This is a genomic window from Pseudomonas cerasi (genome assembly GCF_900074915.1).
Taxonomy (GTDB): domain Bacteria; phylum Pseudomonadota; class Gammaproteobacteria; order Pseudomonadales; family Pseudomonadaceae; genus Aquipseudomonas; species Aquipseudomonas cerasi.
In genome coordinates this window covers 2,007,714-2,022,488 of the sequence record NZ_LT222319.1, presented here as the reverse complement: position 1 = coordinate 2,022,488, position 14,775 = coordinate 2,007,714, and the positions used below count along the sequence as shown (strand labels likewise).

General features: G+C 59.1%; 15 protein-coding genes. All 15 read right to left on the bottom strand.

Annotated features, from left to right (window positions below; translation table 11 throughout):
- Window positions 1-47 precede the first annotated feature (47 nt).
- Window positions 48-2,330, bottom strand: coding sequence for a chemotaxis protein CheA (locus PCPL58_RS11760; protein ID WP_044309024.1), 2,283 nt, complete (start codon window positions 2,328-2,330; stop codon window positions 48-50).
- Between the two features lie 33 nt (window positions 2,331-2,363).
- Complete coding sequence (locus PCPL58_RS11755; protein ID WP_003370183.1) at window positions 2,364-3,149, bottom strand: protein phosphatase CheZ; 786 nt, start codon at window positions 3,147-3,149, stop codon at window positions 2,364-2,366.
- A gap of 19 nt (window positions 3,150-3,168) precedes the next feature.
- Window positions 3,169-3,543, bottom strand: a complete 375-nt coding sequence (locus tag PCPL58_RS11750; RefSeq protein ID WP_161420660.1) for a chemotaxis response regulator CheY — start codon at window positions 3,541-3,543, stop codon at window positions 3,169-3,171.
- A gap of 256 nt (window positions 3,544-3,799) precedes the next feature.
- Window positions 3,800-4,540: an RNA polymerase sigma factor FliA gene (gene fliA, locus PCPL58_RS11745; protein ID WP_002554271.1), complete on the bottom strand. Its 741-nt coding sequence runs from the start codon at window positions 4,538-4,540 to the stop codon at window positions 3,800-3,802.
- A complete protein-coding gene (gene fleN / locus PCPL58_RS11740; RefSeq protein WP_003412391.1) occupies window positions 4,537-5,370 on the bottom strand; it encodes a flagellar synthesis regulator FleN in 834 nt (277 codons plus the stop codon). The genes fliA and fleN overlap by 4 nt, the downstream gene beginning before the upstream one ends.
- A 115-nt stretch (window positions 5,371-5,485) precedes the next feature.
- Window positions 5,486-6,814: a flagellar biosynthesis protein FlhF gene (gene flhF, locus PCPL58_RS11735; protein ID WP_003436114.1), complete on the bottom strand. Its 1,329-nt coding sequence runs from the start codon at window positions 6,812-6,814 to the stop codon at window positions 5,486-5,488.
- Window positions 6,815-6,825: 11 nt separating this feature from the next.
- Window positions 6,826-8,955, bottom strand: coding sequence for a flagellar biosynthesis protein FlhA (gene flhA / locus PCPL58_RS11730; RefSeq protein WP_003436113.1), 2,130 nt, complete (start codon window positions 8,953-8,955; stop codon window positions 6,826-6,828).
- 249 nt (window positions 8,956-9,204) lie between these two features.
- Window positions 9,205-10,341 (bottom strand): flagellar biosynthesis protein FlhB, encoded by a 1,137-nt coding sequence (flhB, locus tag PCPL58_RS11725; protein ID WP_046719191.1) that lies wholly within the window; start codon window positions 10,339-10,341, stop codon window positions 9,205-9,207.
- Window positions 10,342-11,127 carry a flagellar biosynthetic protein FliR gene (gene fliR, locus PCPL58_RS11720; RefSeq protein WP_032609911.1) on the bottom strand — a complete coding sequence of 262 codons (786 nt, stop codon included), beginning with the start codon at window positions 11,125-11,127 and terminating at the stop codon, window positions 10,342-10,344. It abuts the gene before it with no gap.
- A 6-nt stretch (window positions 11,128-11,133) separates the two neighbouring features.
- Window positions 11,134-11,403 carry a flagellar biosynthetic protein FliQ gene (locus PCPL58_RS11715; RefSeq protein WP_002554277.1) on the bottom strand — a complete coding sequence of 90 codons (270 nt, stop codon included), beginning with the start codon at window positions 11,401-11,403 and terminating at the stop codon, window positions 11,134-11,136.
- Window positions 11,404-11,428: 25 nt separating this feature from the next.
- On the bottom strand, window positions 11,429-12,181 hold the full coding sequence (gene fliP / locus PCPL58_RS11710; RefSeq protein WP_003370151.1) for a flagellar type III secretion system pore protein FliP: 753 nt from the start codon (window positions 12,179-12,181) through the stop codon (window positions 11,429-11,431).
- Window positions 12,181-12,621: a flagellar biosynthetic protein FliO gene (gene fliO, locus PCPL58_RS11705; RefSeq protein WP_003436111.1), complete on the bottom strand. Its 441-nt coding sequence runs from the start codon at window positions 12,619-12,621 to the stop codon at window positions 12,181-12,183. Before fliO ends, fliP begins: the two co-directional genes overlap by 1 nt.
- A complete protein-coding gene (gene fliN, locus PCPL58_RS11700; RefSeq protein ID WP_003370145.1) occupies window positions 12,622-13,080 on the bottom strand; it encodes a flagellar motor switch protein FliN in 459 nt (152 codons plus the stop codon).
- 61 nt (window positions 13,081-13,141) lie between these two features.
- Complete coding sequence (gene fliM / locus PCPL58_RS11695; protein WP_003412410.1) at window positions 13,142-14,110, bottom strand: flagellar motor switch protein FliM; 969 nt, start codon at window positions 14,108-14,110, stop codon at window positions 13,142-13,144.
- A 9-nt stretch (window positions 14,111-14,119) separates the two neighbouring features.
- Window positions 14,120-14,632 carry a flagellar basal body-associated protein FliL gene (fliL, locus tag PCPL58_RS11690; RefSeq protein ID WP_003370139.1) on the bottom strand — a complete coding sequence of 171 codons (513 nt, stop codon included), beginning with the start codon at window positions 14,630-14,632 and terminating at the stop codon, window positions 14,120-14,122.
- Between the last annotated feature and the right edge of the window lie 143 nt (window positions 14,633-14,775).

The window sequence follows — 14,775 nt, the reverse complement described above, 5'->3', positions numbered from 1 at the left end:
CACTCCAATAGGTGTCGCAGGCAGCCAGGCTGCCCGCAACCCCGGGTTCAGATACGCCGTGCGGCGTAACGCTTGAGCATGCTCGGTACATCGAGAATCAGGGCAATGCGACCGTCACCGGTGATGGTGGCGCCCGACATGCCCGGCGTACCTTGCAGCATCTTGCCCAGCGGTTTGATGACCACTTCTTCCTGACCGACCAGCTGATCGACGACAAAACCGATGCGCTGAGTGCCGACCGTCAGGATCACTACGTGCCCTTCGTGCTGTTCCTCATGAGCCGCAGAACTGACCAGCCAGCGCTTGAGGTAGAACAGCGGCAAGGCCTTGTCACGTACGATCACCACTTCCTGGCCATCAACCACGTTGGTAGTCGACAGGTTCAGGTGGAAGATTTCGTTGACGTTGACCAGCGGGAAAGCGAAGGCCTGGTTGCCCAGCATCACCATCAGGGTCGGCATGATCGCCAGGGTCAACGGCACCTTGATGACGATCTTCGAACCCTGGCCCTTGGTCGAATAGATATTAATCGAGCCATTGAGCTGGGAGATCTTGGTCTTGACCACGTCCATGCCCACACCGCGACCCGACACATCGGAAATCTCGGTCTTGGTCGAGAAGCCCGGCGCGAAGATCAGGTTGTAGCAATCGGTGTCACTCAACCGATCGGCTGCATCCTTGTCCATGACGCCGCGTTTCACAGCAATGGAGCGCAGGACGTTAGGGTCCATGCCCTTACCGTCATCGGAGATCGACAGCAGGATATGGTCGCCTTCCTGCTCCGCCGAAAGGATCACACGACCGCCGCGGGACTTGCCCGTGGCTTCGCGCTCTTCCGGCGTTTCGATACCGTGGTCGACAGCGTTGCGCACCAAGTGGACCAGCGGATCGGCGAGCGCCTCTACGAGGTTCTTGTCGAGGTCGGTCTCTTCACCGACCAGCTCCAGGTTGATCTCTTTCTTGAGCTGGCGAGCCAGGTCGCGAACCAGACGCGGGAAGCGACCGAAGACTTTCTTGATCGGCTGCATGCGGGTTTTCATCACCGCAGTCTGCAGATCGGCGGTGACCACATCCAGGTTGGAAACCGCCTTGGACATGGCTTCATCGCCGCTGTTGAGACCCAGGCGTACCAGGCGGTTACGCACCAGCACCAGCTCGCCGACCATGTTCATGATCTCGTCCAGTCGGGCGGTATCGACACGAACCGTGGTTTCGGCTTCTGTCGCCACCGGCTTTTCGCCGCTGGGTGCAGGAGCGCGCGCAGGGGCTGGCGCCGAAGCAGGTTTGGCCGGCTCTGCTTTCGCAGCAGGCGCCGGAGCAGGCTTGGCAGCAGGTGGCGGCGGTGGCGGAGCAGCCGCTGCGGCTGCCGGAGCAGATGCCTTGGCAACAATCGCCTCAGGCTCGAACTTGCCCTTGCCGTGCAATTCGTCGAGCAGGTTTTCAAATTCGTGATCGGTGATTTCGTCCGACGCGGCCGCAGCAGCGGGCGCCTTGGCAGCAACGGCTACGGGTGCAGCAGCTGCTGGCGTCGCTACCGCGGCGTCAAACGAACCTTTGCCGTGCAGTTGATCGAGCAACGCTTCGAATTCGTCGTCGGTGATTTCGTCACCGGCAGGCGCTGCACTGCCCTGCGCCACAGGTGCAGGGGCCGGAGCGGTTGCAGCATCGGCCGCAAACTTGCCCTTGCCATGCAACTGATCAAGCAGGGATTCAAATTCCTGATCGGTGATTTCGTCACCCGCCGGCGCGGCCGCTGCTGCTGGCGCCTGTGCAGGCGCTGCAGACACCGGGCTGGAGCCGTGCAGCGAATCGAGCAGTTGCTCGAATTCATCATCGGTAATCTCGTCGCCAGGCGCTGGCTCTGCAACCGCAGCAGCCTGGACTTCGACCACCGGCTCGGGCTCCGGCTCTGGCTCGGGAGCCGCGGCCTCGTCGGCGGATTGTGGCTCGGCCAGACGCGACAGCGCGGCCAGCAGTTCTGGCGTCGCCGGAGTTACGTCAGTCCGTTCACGTACCTGACCGAACATGCTGTTGACGGTGTCCAGTGCTTCCAGGACCACGTCCATCAGTTCGGAATCAACGCGACGCTCACCCTTGCGCAGGATGTCGAACACGTTTTCGGCGATGTGGCAGCACTCCACCAGCTCATGGAGCTGGAGGAAGCCGGCGCCCCCTTTTACAGTGTGAAAACCGCGAAAAATTGCATTGAGCAGATCAGCATCATCCGGTCGGCTTTCCAGCTCGACCAATTGCTCTGACAACTGCTCCAGAATTTCGCCGGCCTCTACCAGAAAATCCTGAAGGATTTCTTCATCGGCGCCGAAGCTCATGGGGTGCTCCCTAAAATTAACCGTCTACAGATCTTAGAAGCCGAGGCTCGATAGCAGATCGTCTACATCATCCTGTCCGGATACGACGTCTTCACGTTTATCGGCATGAATCTGCGGACCTTCACCCTGAGTGAGATGTTTTTTAGGATCTTTTTCATCGAGGATGGATTGTTCGTCATGTTCGATGCCTGCGAAGCGATCGACATGACTGGCCATGAGCACCAGTTTGAGCAGATTGCTCTCGACTTCGGTCACCAGTTGCGTCACACGCTTGATGACCTGACCGGTAAGGTCCTGGTAATCCTGGGCGAGCAGAATGTCGTTGAGATGCGCGGAAACCTGATGGGTTTCCTTCTCGGTACGCGTCAGAAAACCATCGACCCGCTTGGCCAGCTCGCGGAACTCTTCGGCACCGATTTCGCGGCGCATGAAACGTCCCCAGTCATCGCTCAACGCCTTGGCGTCGGAACTCAGGCCGTTCATGACCGGCGTACTCTCTTCCACCAGGTCCATGGTGCGGTTGGCCGCATTCTCGGTCAGCCTCACCACATACGACAGGCGTTCGGTAGCATCCGTGATCTGCGACACTTCCTCGGCTTGAGGCATGTGCGGATCGATGTGAAAGTTTACGATTGCACTGTGCAGCTCACGAGTCAGCTTGCCCACTTCCTGATAAAGGCCGCGGTCGCGTGTCTGGTTGAGTTCGTGGATCAGTTGCACAGCGTCACCGAAACGACCCTTTTCAAGGCTGGTGACAAGTTCCTGCGCGTGTCTTTTTAAGGTCGACTCAAAGTCGGCCATCGAATCATTGTTATCCATAGCGCCCTCGCGGCTTGCATCAGCTATTGACGCGTTCAAAGATCTTGTCGATCTTGTCTTTCAGGGCTTGGGCAGTGAATGGCTTGACTACATAACCGTTCACCCCAGCCTGGGCAGCTTCAATGATCTGCTCACGCTTGGCTTCGGCAGTGACCATCAGCACGGGAAGGCTCTTGAGGCGTTCGTCCTTGCGGACTTCGCGCAGCAGATCGATACCGGACATGCCAGGCATGTTCCAGTCCGTCACCAGAAAGTCAAAGGCACCGCTCTGCAGCATCGGCAATGCGGTCAGACCATCATCCGCTTCCGATGTGTTGGTAAACCCCAGATCACGCAAAAGGTTCTTGATGATCCGCCGCATCGTTGAGAAGTCATCAACGATGAGGATTTTCATGTTCTTGTCCAATTCGACCTCCAAGCAGTCTTTAACGCGTTCAGCACCTGAACACGCTGTTCACTCAATACTGGCACAGCACACCCCCGGCTGTACGAAACGACGACGGGCTTGGCACAACAACAGGCAAGGACCTGAGAAACAAGCCCATCGAGGCAATGCCTGACAGGCTTCTGACGGGTCCACCCCGTTACCACGTAACGCTCTGCACAGCCGGCTTGCAGTCAACGCGCGGCCATAGACCGCACATTGCCTGTCAACGCGCTCGCCACTCCCCCAAACGCCCTCGCAAACGAGCTGCGCACTGGCTGTGTAACTGACTGACCCGCGATTCGCTGACCCCGAGAACCTCTCCGATTTCCTTGAGGTTCAGCTCTTCGTCGTAGTACAGCGCCAACACCAGACGCTCGCGCTCTGGCAGATTGGCAATTGCATCGGCCAACGCAGCCTGGAAGCGCTCGTCTTCCAGGTCGCGCGACGGCTCAAGCGATCCGCTTGCGCCATCCTCGTGCAGCCCTTCATGATCGCCGTCCTGCAGCAGGTCGTCGAAACTGAAGAGGCGGCTGCCCAAGGTGTCATTCAAAATCCCGTAGTAATCATCGAGACTCAACTGGAGTTCGGCCGCAACCTCGTGATCTTTAGCGTCACGGCCGGTTTTAGCTTCAATTGCCCGAATTGCGTCACTGACCATACGCGTATTACGGTGTACCGAGCGTGGCGCCCAGTCCCCCTTGCGCACCTCATCGAGCATCGCACCCCGGATGCGAATGCCGGCATAGGTCTCGAAACTCGCACCCTTGGTGGAATCATACTTGGTGGAGACTTCAAGCAGGCCGATCATGCCGGCCTGGATCAGATCCTCGACCTGCACACTGGCCGGCAAGCGCGCCAGCAGATGATAAGCGATACGCTTGACCAGTGGCGCATAGCGCTCGATCAACTCGTATTGTGAATTACGGGAAGCCTTGCTGTACATCTGGTAGCCGCTCGCAGTCATTGCACAGGCCCTGCACTGGTCTGGTGAACGAGTCGCTCAACGAAGAACTCGAGATGACCCCGCGGGTTGGCTGGCAACGGCCAGGTATCAACCTTCTGGGCAATGGCCTTGAAGGCCAGTGCACATTTGGAACGCGGGAATGCTTCGTAGACGGCGCGCTGTTTCTGTACCGCCTTGCGTACGCACTCGTCGTACGGCACGGCACCTACATACTGCAGCGCAACATCGAGAAAACGATCCGTCACTTTGGTCAGCTTGGCGAACAGGTTGCGCCCTTCCTGCGGGCTCTGTGCCATGTTGGCCAGCACCCGGAAGCGGTTCATGCCGTAATCGCGGTTAAGCAGTTTGATCAGGGCGTAGGCATCGGTGATCGACGTGGGCTCGTCGCACACCACCAGCAGCACTTCCTGAGCGGCGCGCACGAAGCTGACCACCGACTCGCCGATACCGGCAGCCGTGTCGATCACCAGCACATCGAGGTTGTCACCAATCTCGCTGAACGCCTGGATCAGGCCGGCATGCTGGGCGGGCGACAGATGCACCATGCTCTGGGTGCCGGAAGCAGCGGGTACGATTCGAACCCCGCCCGGCCCCTGCAACAGCACGTCGCGTAACTCACAACGCCCCTCGATGACATCGGCAAGCGTGCGCTTGGGCGTCAACCCGAGCAGCACGTCGACATTGGCCAGACCCAGATCGGCGTCCAGCAGCATGACGCGACGGCCAAGCTCGGCAAGGGCCAGTGAAAGGTTCACTGACACGTTAGTCTTACCGACGCCACCTTTGCCACCGGTCACCGCGATAACCTGTACGGGATGCATGCTGCCCATGTTATTTCTTTACCTTGTCTTGCGTAGACCGAAACCACATCGAGGGCTGCACGTTCGCGTATGAACACTGCATGGCAGACCGTTGACGCAGGGACATTCCAATAATATCCATCACTTAACCCACTCTCTTGCCAGGGGTGTGATAGAGGTCAGCAAACATATCAGCCATTGCTTCCTCGCTAGGCTCATCCTGCATCTGCACACTCACCGCGCGGCTTACCAGCTGATGACGACGCGGAATATGCAGGTCATCAGGAATGCGTGGTCCGTCCGTGAGATAGGCCACAGGTAATTCGTGACTGATCGCCAGGCTCAGGACTTCACCGAGGCTGGCTGTTTCATCAAGCTTGGTCAGAATGCATCCGGCCAGGCCACAACGCTTGTAACTGTGATACGCGGCTGTCAGCACCTGCTTCTGGCTGGTGGTTGCCAGCACCAGATAGTTGCGCGACTTGATGCCGCGACCCGCGAGGCTTTCCAGCTGCATGCGCAGCGCAGGATCACTGGCCTGCAGCCCGGCGGTGTCAATCAGCACCACGCGCTTGCGCAGCAGCGGTTCCAGCGCCTGAACCAGAGACTGGCCAGGATCGACATGGGTGACCGGCACGTTGAGGATGCGCCCAAGGGTCTTGAGCTGCTCCTGCGCGCCGATACGGAAACTGTCCATGCTGACCAGTGCGATATTCTGCGGGCCGTACTTCAACACGTAACGTGCTGCCAGTTTGGCCAGGGTGGTGGTCTTGCCCATGCCGGCAGGACCGACCATTGCAATCACGCCGCCCTCTTCGAGCGGCTCGACTTCCGGCACGGCGATCATGCGTGCCAGATGAGCCAGCAGCATGCGCCAGGCCTGACGAGGCTCGTCGATCTCCGGGATCATCGACAGCAGATCGCGTGACAGCGGGCCGGACAAGCCGACACGTTGCAGGCGACGCCACAGATTGGCCTGCTGCGGACGACTGCCCTGCAACTGGTTCCAGGCCAGCGAGCCGAGCTGGACTTCCAGCAGCTCGCGCAGGCCGTTCAATTCGGAGCGCATCGAGTCATAGGCGCGCTGGCCAACGGCAGGCTCGGCGGCCTGTGGCGGTGCGTACGCGAATGGGCGCGGCGGCTCTTCGAGCGTCGGTTCGATGTGCGTATCGGCAGGGTTGACCGGCTTGCCGGAAAACAGCTGCAGGTTGACCGATGCGTCGCTGTCGCTGCGGTTGTTCAATTCGGCCTGGGCGGAGACGATGCGCGACTGAGTCTTGCGCAGCTCGTCTTCCAGCTCCATGTTCGGCACACGCGGTGCCAGGGCGGACAGCTTGTAATCCAGAGCAGCAGTCAGCTCTACGCCACCAGCAATGCGCCGGTTACCGATGATGGCCGCTTCAGCGCCCAGCTCATCGCGAACCAGCTTCATGGCTTGACGCATATCGGCGGCGAAAAATCGCTTAACTTGCATGACTCACTACCTCAGCCGTTTGGCCCGACAGTCGCTACGATGGTTACTTGCTTGTTGTCCGGAATTTCCTGATACGCCAGAACATGCATGTTCGGTACAGCCAATCGTCCAAATCGTGACAGCATCGCCCGGACAGGCCCTGCTACCAGAAGAATTACCGGCAACCCTTGCATCTCCTGACGCTGGGCGGCCTCAATCAACGAACGCTGGAGCTTCTCAGCCATGCTTGGCTCAAGAAGAACGCCTTCTTCCTGACCCTGACCAGCCTTCTGCAAACTATTGAGCAATATCTGTTCCAACCTTGGTTCCAGAGTGATAACAGGCAGCTCCGGCTCAACGCCTACAATGCTTTGGACGATTGCGCGGCTCAGACCCACTCGCACTGCGGCCACCAAAGCGGCGGTATCTTGACTCTTCCCGGCGTTGTTGGCGATAGCCTCTGCAATGCTGCGAATGTCCCGCACAGGTACGTGTTCAGCCAGCAACGCCTGAAGCACATTGAGCAGCGAAGACAGCGACAGCACGCCAGGCACCAGCTCTTCAGCCAGCTTGGGCGAGCTTTTGGCCAGCAATTGCATCAGTTGCTGGACTTCCTCGTGGCCGATCAGCTCATGCGAATGCTTGTAGAGAATCTGGTTCAAGTGGGTTGCCACTACAGTACTGGCATCGACGACGGTGTACCCCAGCGACTGCGCCTGACTGCGCTGGCTGATTTCGATCCACACGGCTTCCAGACCAAACGCCGGGTCTCTGGCGGTAATGCCGTTCAGGGTGCCGAACACTTGACCGGGGTTGATCGCCAGTTCGCGATCCGGGTAGATCTCGGCCTCGGCCAGAATCACGCCCATCAGCGTCAGACGATAGGCGCTGGGCGCCAGATCGAGGTTGTCGCGAATGTGCACGGTGGGCATCAGGAAGCCGAGCTCTTGCGAGAGCTTCTTGCGCACGCCCTTGATACGCGCCAGCAGCTGACCGCCCTGGTTGCGATCCACCAGCGGAATCAGGCGGTAGCCCACTTCCAGGCCGATGATATCGATGGGCGTCACGTCATCCCAACCCAGTTCCTTGGCGTCCTGAACGCGGGTCGGCGAAGGCAGCAGGTCCTGTTGACGCTGCACTTCGGCCAGCGCCTCGACTTTCACCTGATTTTCTTTCTTCCAGAGCAGATACGCGCCGCCTGCAGCCACCAGGCCGAGGCTGATGAAGGAGAAGTGCGGCATGCCCGGCACCAGCCCCATCACGATCATGACCGCAGCGGAAACCGCCAGCGCCTTGGGCGAAGCGAACATCTGACGATTGATGAGCTTGCCCATCTCTTCCGAACCGGAAGCACGGGTCACCATGATCGCGGCGGCGGTGGACAGCAGCAGTGATGGCAATTGCGCCACCAAACCGTCACCGATGGTCAGCAGGGTGTAAACGCGGCCTGCGTCGGCGAAGGTCATGTTGTGTTGCAGGATACCGACCAGCATGCCGCCAATCAGGTTGATGAACAGAATCAGCAGACCGGCGATCGCATCGCCGCGCACGAATTTACTGGCACCGTCCATGGAACCGTAGAACTCGGCTTCCTGGGCGACTTCGGCACGGCGGCGCTTGGCTTCCGGCTGATCGATGAGGCCGGCGTTGAGGTCGGCGTCGATCGCCATCTGTTTGCCGGGCATCGCGTCGAGGGTGAAGCGCGCGCTCACCTCGGAAATACGGCCGGCACCCTTGGTGATTACCACGAAGTTGATGATCATCAGAATCGCGAACACCACGATACCAACGACATAGTTACCACCGATCACCACTTCACCGAAGGCCTGAATCACCTTGCCCGCAGCGGCGTGGCCGTCCTGCCCGTGAAGCATGACCACCCGAGTGGAAGCGACGTTCAGCGCCAGACGCAGCAACGTGGCGACAAGCAGAATGGTCGGAAATACCGAGAAGTCCAGCGGCCGCAGGGCGTACACACACACCAGCAGCACGACGATGGACAGTGCGATGTTGAACGTGAAGAACACGTCCAGCAGGAATGGCGGCATAGGCAACATCATCATTGCCATCATGACCAGCAACAACAACGGAACGCCCAACTGACCACGGCCCAGGCCTGTGATATTGCTGCGTGCGCTACTGAGTAATTGAGAGCGATCCACTGATTCGTTACCTGCGCACTAGATCAAAACATTGACGCCGATGGCGCCCTGTATCGACCCTGTTGCAAAAAGCTGTCCAACTTTTACAAAGCCAGTGGCAGTAAGGCTTTAGACACAGAAGTCACGTAAATCCAGTGCGCTGAGCGCAGTCAGAAAAATCTTCTCGTTTGCCTGTGCAAGAGCGGACGCGGAGCTTCTGAAACCAGGGCCTTTCAGATTGATGCCCGAACGTCGCGAGAGGGGACCGGACTACGCGTCGCGCTGCAGGTCGGGAGGGATTTTGATGTCGCCCAGAGGGTCGGGGCGCTTGCCCTGACCGGCACGAAACTGGCGGATCTGATAGACGTAGGCCAGCACCTGGGCGACGGCCAGATACAGGCCGGCGGGAATTTCCTGATCGAGTTCGGTGCTGTAGTAAATGGAACGCGCCAGTGCCGCAGATTCCAGAATCAGGATCTCGTTATGCGCGCCGATTTCGCGAATTTTCAGCGCCACCAGATCAGTACCCTTGGCCAGCAACATCGGTGCCCCGCCCTGCTCGGGATCGTATTTGAGGGCGACGGCGAAGTGTGTCGGGTTGGTAATGATCACGTCAGCCTCAGGGACGGAGGCCATCATGCGTCGCTGGGACATTTCACGCTGCAACTGGCGAATACGTTGCTTGACCTCCGGGCTGCCCTCGCTGTTCTTGTGCTCGTCGCGCACCTCCTGCTTGGTCATCAGCAGCTTCTTGTGCGCCTCATACAACACGAACGGCACGTCCGCCGCCGCGATGAATATCAGGCCACACGCCATCCAGAAACTGCTCCAGCCCACCACCATCAGGCTGTGAATCATGGCCTGCTCAAGCGGCTCGTGGGCAATCGCGACCAGGTCCTTGCGCTCATTGTTCAGGACCACCAGCGCAACCGCCAGAGTGATCAGGAATTTGCCGAAAGACTTGAGCAATTCGACCAGCGCATGCGGCGAAAACATGCGTTTGAGCCCTGCTGCCGGATTCATGCGGCTGAACTTGGGCATCAATGATTTGGTGGCGAACAGCCAGCCGCCGAGCATGATCGGCCCCACCAGTGCGGCAACCAGCATGGCGATCAGAAATGGCAGAACCACGACCAGCGCGTGCATCCCGGAACTGAGCAGCGCCTTGCCCATGTAGGACTGATCCATCAGGGTTTCGCGGGATATCGTGAAGTTGTCACGCATCAGCTCGGACATCATCAGGGCGATATCGGAGCCGAACATCAACAGCCCGCCCGCCCCCATCAGCATCACCACCAGCGTGGTCAGTTCCTTGGAGCGAGCGATCTGGCCGTCAGCCCGTGAGTCCTTGACCTTTTTTTCCGTGGGGTCTTCTGTCTTGTCCTGGCCATTCTCGTTTTCTGCCATTCAACGAGCCCTCACCATGTCGCGCAACGCCTGCAAGGCCTGCGTAGCGATCGGTTGATACTGATTGAGAATGTCGCCCATGGTCATCCACAGAATGACCATGCCCAACACCAGCGTGAGCGGGAAACCGATGGAAAAGATGTTGAGTTGCGGCGCGGCACGGGTCATGACGCCAAAAGCGATGTTGATGATCAGCAGCGCGGTAATCGCAGGCAACACCAGCCGCAGACCCGAAGCCAGTACCCAGCCCAACCCGTTGGCCAGCTCCCAAAAGTTATTGACCAGCAAACCACTGCCGACCGGCATCGTGGTAAAGCTCTCGACGAGGATTTCCAGCACCACCAGATGACCGTTCATGGCCAGGAACAACAGGGTGACCAGCATCGTGAAGAACTGGCCAATGGTGGCGGAGGAGACACCGTTGGTAGGGTCGACCATCGAGGCAAAGCCCATCCCCATCTGCGTCGAGATGATCTGCCCGGCGACCACAAAGATATGGAAGAACAACTGGAGCGACAGGCCCATCCCGGCGCCGATGATGATCTGTTCGCCGATCAGCAATAGCGCGCTCAGGTCGAGCGCCTGCACGGGCGGCATGGCTGGCAGCGCAGGCGCGACCACCACGGTGATCGCCACGGCGAGGTACATGCGCACCCGACGCGGGACCAGCGTGGTGCCGATGATCGGCATGGTCATCAGCAACGCGATGATGCGAAACAGCGGCAACATGAAGCTGGCTACCCAGGTACTGATCTGGGTATCGGTCAGCGCGAGCATCGGCTGCATGCGATGCTAGCCGATCAGGGTCGGAATACTGGTGTACAACGACAGCATGTATTCCATGAATATTTTCAACAGCCACGGGCCGATGACGATGAGGGTGACGAGCATCACCAGCAGGCGCGGCAGGAAGCTCAGGGTCTGTTCGTTGATCTGCGTGGCCGCCTGAAACATTGCCACCAGCAGACCGCACAACAGGCTTGGCACAACAAGAATCGCAACCAGCACAGTGGTCAGCCACAGCGCCTCGCGGAACAGATCGACGGCTACTTCCGGCGTCATCGGGCAGACTCCTCAGTGAAACGGCTCATACGCCACCAAAACTGCCGGCCAGGGTGCCGACAATCAGCGCCCAGCCGTCCACCAGCACAAACAGCATGATCTTGAACGGCAGAGAAATGATCAGCGGCGACAGCATCATCATACCCATCGCCATCAGCACACTGGCCACCACCAGATCGATGATCAGAAACGGAATGAAGATCATGAAGCCGATCTGAAACGCTGTCTTGAGCTCCGAAATCACGAACGCCGGAACCAGAATGGTCAACGGCGCGGCATCCGGGGTCGGGATGTCGGTGCGCTTGGACAGGCGCATGAACAGCTCGAGGTCGCTGGTGCGCGTCTGGGCCAGCATGAAGTCCTTGATCGGCACTTGCGCCTTGGCCACCGCATCCTGCGCCGAAAGCTTCTCGGCCAGATAAGGCTGCAAGGCATCCTGATTCACCCGGTCGAATACCGGCGCCATGATGAACATGGTCAGAAACAACGCCATGCCGGTGAGGATCTGGTTCGACGGCGTCTGCTGCAAGCCGAGGGCCTGACGCAGAATCGAGAAGACGATGATGATCCGCGTGAAGCTGGTCATCAACATGACGAACGCCGGAATGAAGCTCAGCGCGGTCATGATCAGCAGAATCTGCAGACTGACCGAATACTCCTGCTGACCATCGGCACCATTGGACAGCGTGATCGCCTGGATCGACAGCGGATCGGCCGCCAGCGCAGCGGGCGTCACCATCACCAGCAACAGCAGTATCAGGAAACGCAAGGCGCCCATTACTTCTTGTCCTTATCCTTACCCATCAGCTCCATCAGGCGCTGAGCGAATTCAGGGGTAGCCTGCTCGCGCACCGGCACCTGCACGGGCTCCTTGAGCACATGCAAAGGCGTGATTCGCCCGGGCGTAATGCCCAGCAGCACTTGTTCATTGCCGATCTGCACCAGCACCAGCCGATCACGCGGCCCCAGCGCGCGCGAGCTCACCAGCTCGATCACCTGATTGCTGTTCGGCCCGACGCGCTGCACCCGGCGCATCAGCCACGCGAGTACGAAAATCAGGCCAATCACCAGGATCAGACCGAACAGCAGTTGCACCACCTGCCCGCCCATACCGCCGGAGACCGTATTGGCCACTTGTGCAGGCGCCGCCTGAACGGCGGGTTCGGCGGCCCAGGCCAGCGATGGCAGGGTCAGCAGAACACTCAGCCAGCGCCTCACTTAGCGCAGCTTCTTGATGCGTTCGCTCGGGCTGATCACGTCGGTCAGACGGATGCCGAACTTTTCATTGACCACCACCACCTCGCCATGCGCGATCAGTGTGCCGTTGACCAGCACATCAAGGGGTTCGCCTGCCAGACGATCCAGTTCGATCACCGAGCCCTGGTTGAGCTGCAGCAGGTTGCGGATGTTGATGTCGGTACTGCCCACTTCCATGGAGATCGACACCGGAATGTCGAGAATCACATCCAGGTTGGGACCATCCAGAGAAACCGGACCGGTGCTTTTCGGCACGCTGCCAAACTCTTCCATCGCCATCCGGCTACCCGAATTTCCGGCATCCGCAGCCAGCAGCGCATCGATATCAGCCTGGCTGTCGCCAGCTTCGCCCAATGCAGCAGCCCACTCATCCGCCAATGCCTGATCTTCAGCAGACATCGTATCGTTTTCATCAGCCATCGGTTGTCCTCTGCACGCAGTATTTCAGTTACGCAACAATTTCCGACGTTGACCAGACTGGTCAGCGTCGCGCTATGGGTTCGATTACTTGCAGGGCCATCTTGCCCTTGTGCGAGCCAAGCTTGACCTTGAACGAAGGTACGCCATTGGCACGCAAGACCAGCGAATCGCCCAGTTCCACAGGGATCACATCACCAGGGCGCATGTGCAGGATGTCCCGCAATGGCAACTGGCGCTGGGCGATGGTCGTGGTGAGCGGAACGTTGACGTCCAGCACGTCTTCCTTGAGCGCGTTGACCCAGCGCTCGTCCTGGTCGTCCAGATCGGACTGGAAACCGGCGTCGAGCATTTCGCGGATCGGCTCGATCATCGAGTACGGCATGGTCACGTGCAGATCGCCGCCACCGCCATCGAGTTCGATGTGGAAGGTGGAGATCACTACAGCCTCGCTCGGCCCGACGATGTTGGCCATGGCCGGGTTCACTTCCGAGTTGATGTACTCGAAATTGACTTCCATGATCGCCTGCCAGGCCTCCTTGAGGTCGACAAACGCCTGATCCAGCACCATGCGCACGACACGCAGTTCGGTTGGCGTGAACTCTCGGCCTTCGATCTTGGCGTGACGACCGTCACCGCCGAAAAAGTTATCCACCAACTTGAACACCAGCTTGGCGTCGAGAATGAACAGCGCGGTGCCACGCAGCGGCTTGATCTTGGCCAGATTGAGGCTGGTCGGCACGTACAGGGAATGCACGTACTCACCGAACTTCATGACCTGAACACCGCCCACCGCCACGTCCGCCGAGCGGCGCAGCAGGTTGAACATGCTGATACGTGTGTAGCGGGCGAAGCGCTCGTTGATCATTTCCAGCGTCGGCATGCGTCCGCGGACGATCCGGTCCTGGCTGGTCAGGTCGTAACTTTTGACACTGCCAGGTTCGCTGTTGTTGTCAGTCTGGACCATCCCATCGTCGACGCCATGCAGCAGCGCATCGATCTCGTCCTGGGAGAGCAGGTCTTGCACGGCCATGTGAGAGTCCTACTGCAATACGAAGTTAGTGAAGAGCAGCTGTTCGATCACAGTCTTGCCGAGTTCTTTCTGCGCGACTTCCTGAATGCTGGCGGTCGCTTTCTGACGCAGCATTTCCTGGCCGATCGGCGAAGCCAGCGATTCGAAGGGAATGGCTGCAAACAGCATGACCAGATTGTTGCGGATCAATGGCATGTGGACCTTCAGCGCTTCCATGTCGGCGGCGTTACGGCCCAGCATGGTGATGCTCACCTGCATGTAGCGTTGGCGGCCATTGGCGTTGAAGTTGACCACAAAGGCCGGGGTCATCGGTTCGAACACCGCCACTGGCTTGACGTTGGCTGCCGCTGCGGCCGCCGCTGGATCTTCCTTGCTTTCGCTCTTGTGCATGAGGAACCAGGTCGCGCCCACCGACAAGCCTACGGCCAGCAGCAGCGCCACGACGGCGATGATAATGAGCTTGAGTTTGCCTTTACCTTTGCCTGTGGTCGCGGGGTCTTTAACTTCTTCGCTCTGCGCCATGCCAATAATCCGTCACTATTCAAGAGGTTCTTCAATACGTGACAGAGGCAGAGCAAGTGTTATGCCAGAGTTGTACGAGGCGGAGATGTATTGGACACAAACGGTTACGCGCCTGGGCGCGGAGGGATCGTGATTCTTGTGAA

Coding starts and splice junctions, on each gene's coding strand:
- fliL (WP_003370139.1), bottom strand. CDS start 14,632: ATGGCGCAGAGCGAAGAAGTTAAAGACCCCGCGACCACAGGCAAAGGT.
- flhF (WP_003436114.1), bottom strand. CDS start 6,814: ATGCAAGTTAAGCGATTTTTCGCCGCCGATATGCGTCAAGCCATGAAG.
- fliA (WP_002554271.1), bottom strand. CDS start 4,540: ATGACTGCGAGCGGCTACCAGATGTACAGCAAGGCTTCCCGTAATTCA.
- fliP (WP_003370151.1), bottom strand. CDS start 12,181: ATGGGCGCCTTGCGTTTCCTGATACTGCTGTTGCTGGTGATGGTGACG.
- PCPL58_RS11750 (WP_161420660.1), bottom strand. CDS start 3,543: ATGAAAATCCTCATCGTTGATGACTTCTCAACGATGCGGCGGATCATC.
- PCPL58_RS11760 (WP_044309024.1), bottom strand. CDS start 2,330: ATGAGCTTCGGCGCCGATGAAGAAATCCTTCAGGATTTTCTGGTAGAG.
- fliN (WP_003370145.1), bottom strand. CDS start 13,080: ATGGCTGATGAAAACGATACGATGTCTGCTGAAGATCAGGCATTGGCG.
- fliR (WP_032609911.1), bottom strand. CDS start 11,127: ATGCAGCCGATGCTCGCGCTGACCGATACCCAGATCAGTACCTGGGTA.
- PCPL58_RS11755 (WP_003370183.1), bottom strand. CDS start 3,149: ATGGATAACAATGATTCGATGGCCGACTTTGAGTCGACCTTAAAAAGA.
- PCPL58_RS11715 (WP_002554277.1), bottom strand. CDS start 11,403: ATGACGCCGGAAGTAGCCGTCGATCTGTTCCGCGAGGCGCTGTGGCTG.
- flhB (WP_046719191.1), bottom strand. CDS start 10,341: ATGGCAGAAAACGAGAATGGCCAGGACAAGACAGAAGACCCCACGGAA.
- fleN (WP_003412391.1), bottom strand. CDS start 5,370: ATGGGCAGCATGCATCCCGTACAGGTTATCGCGGTGACCGGTGGCAAA.
- fliM (WP_003412410.1), bottom strand. CDS start 14,110: ATGGCCGTGCAAGACCTGCTCTCCCAGGACGAGATCGATGCGCTGCTG.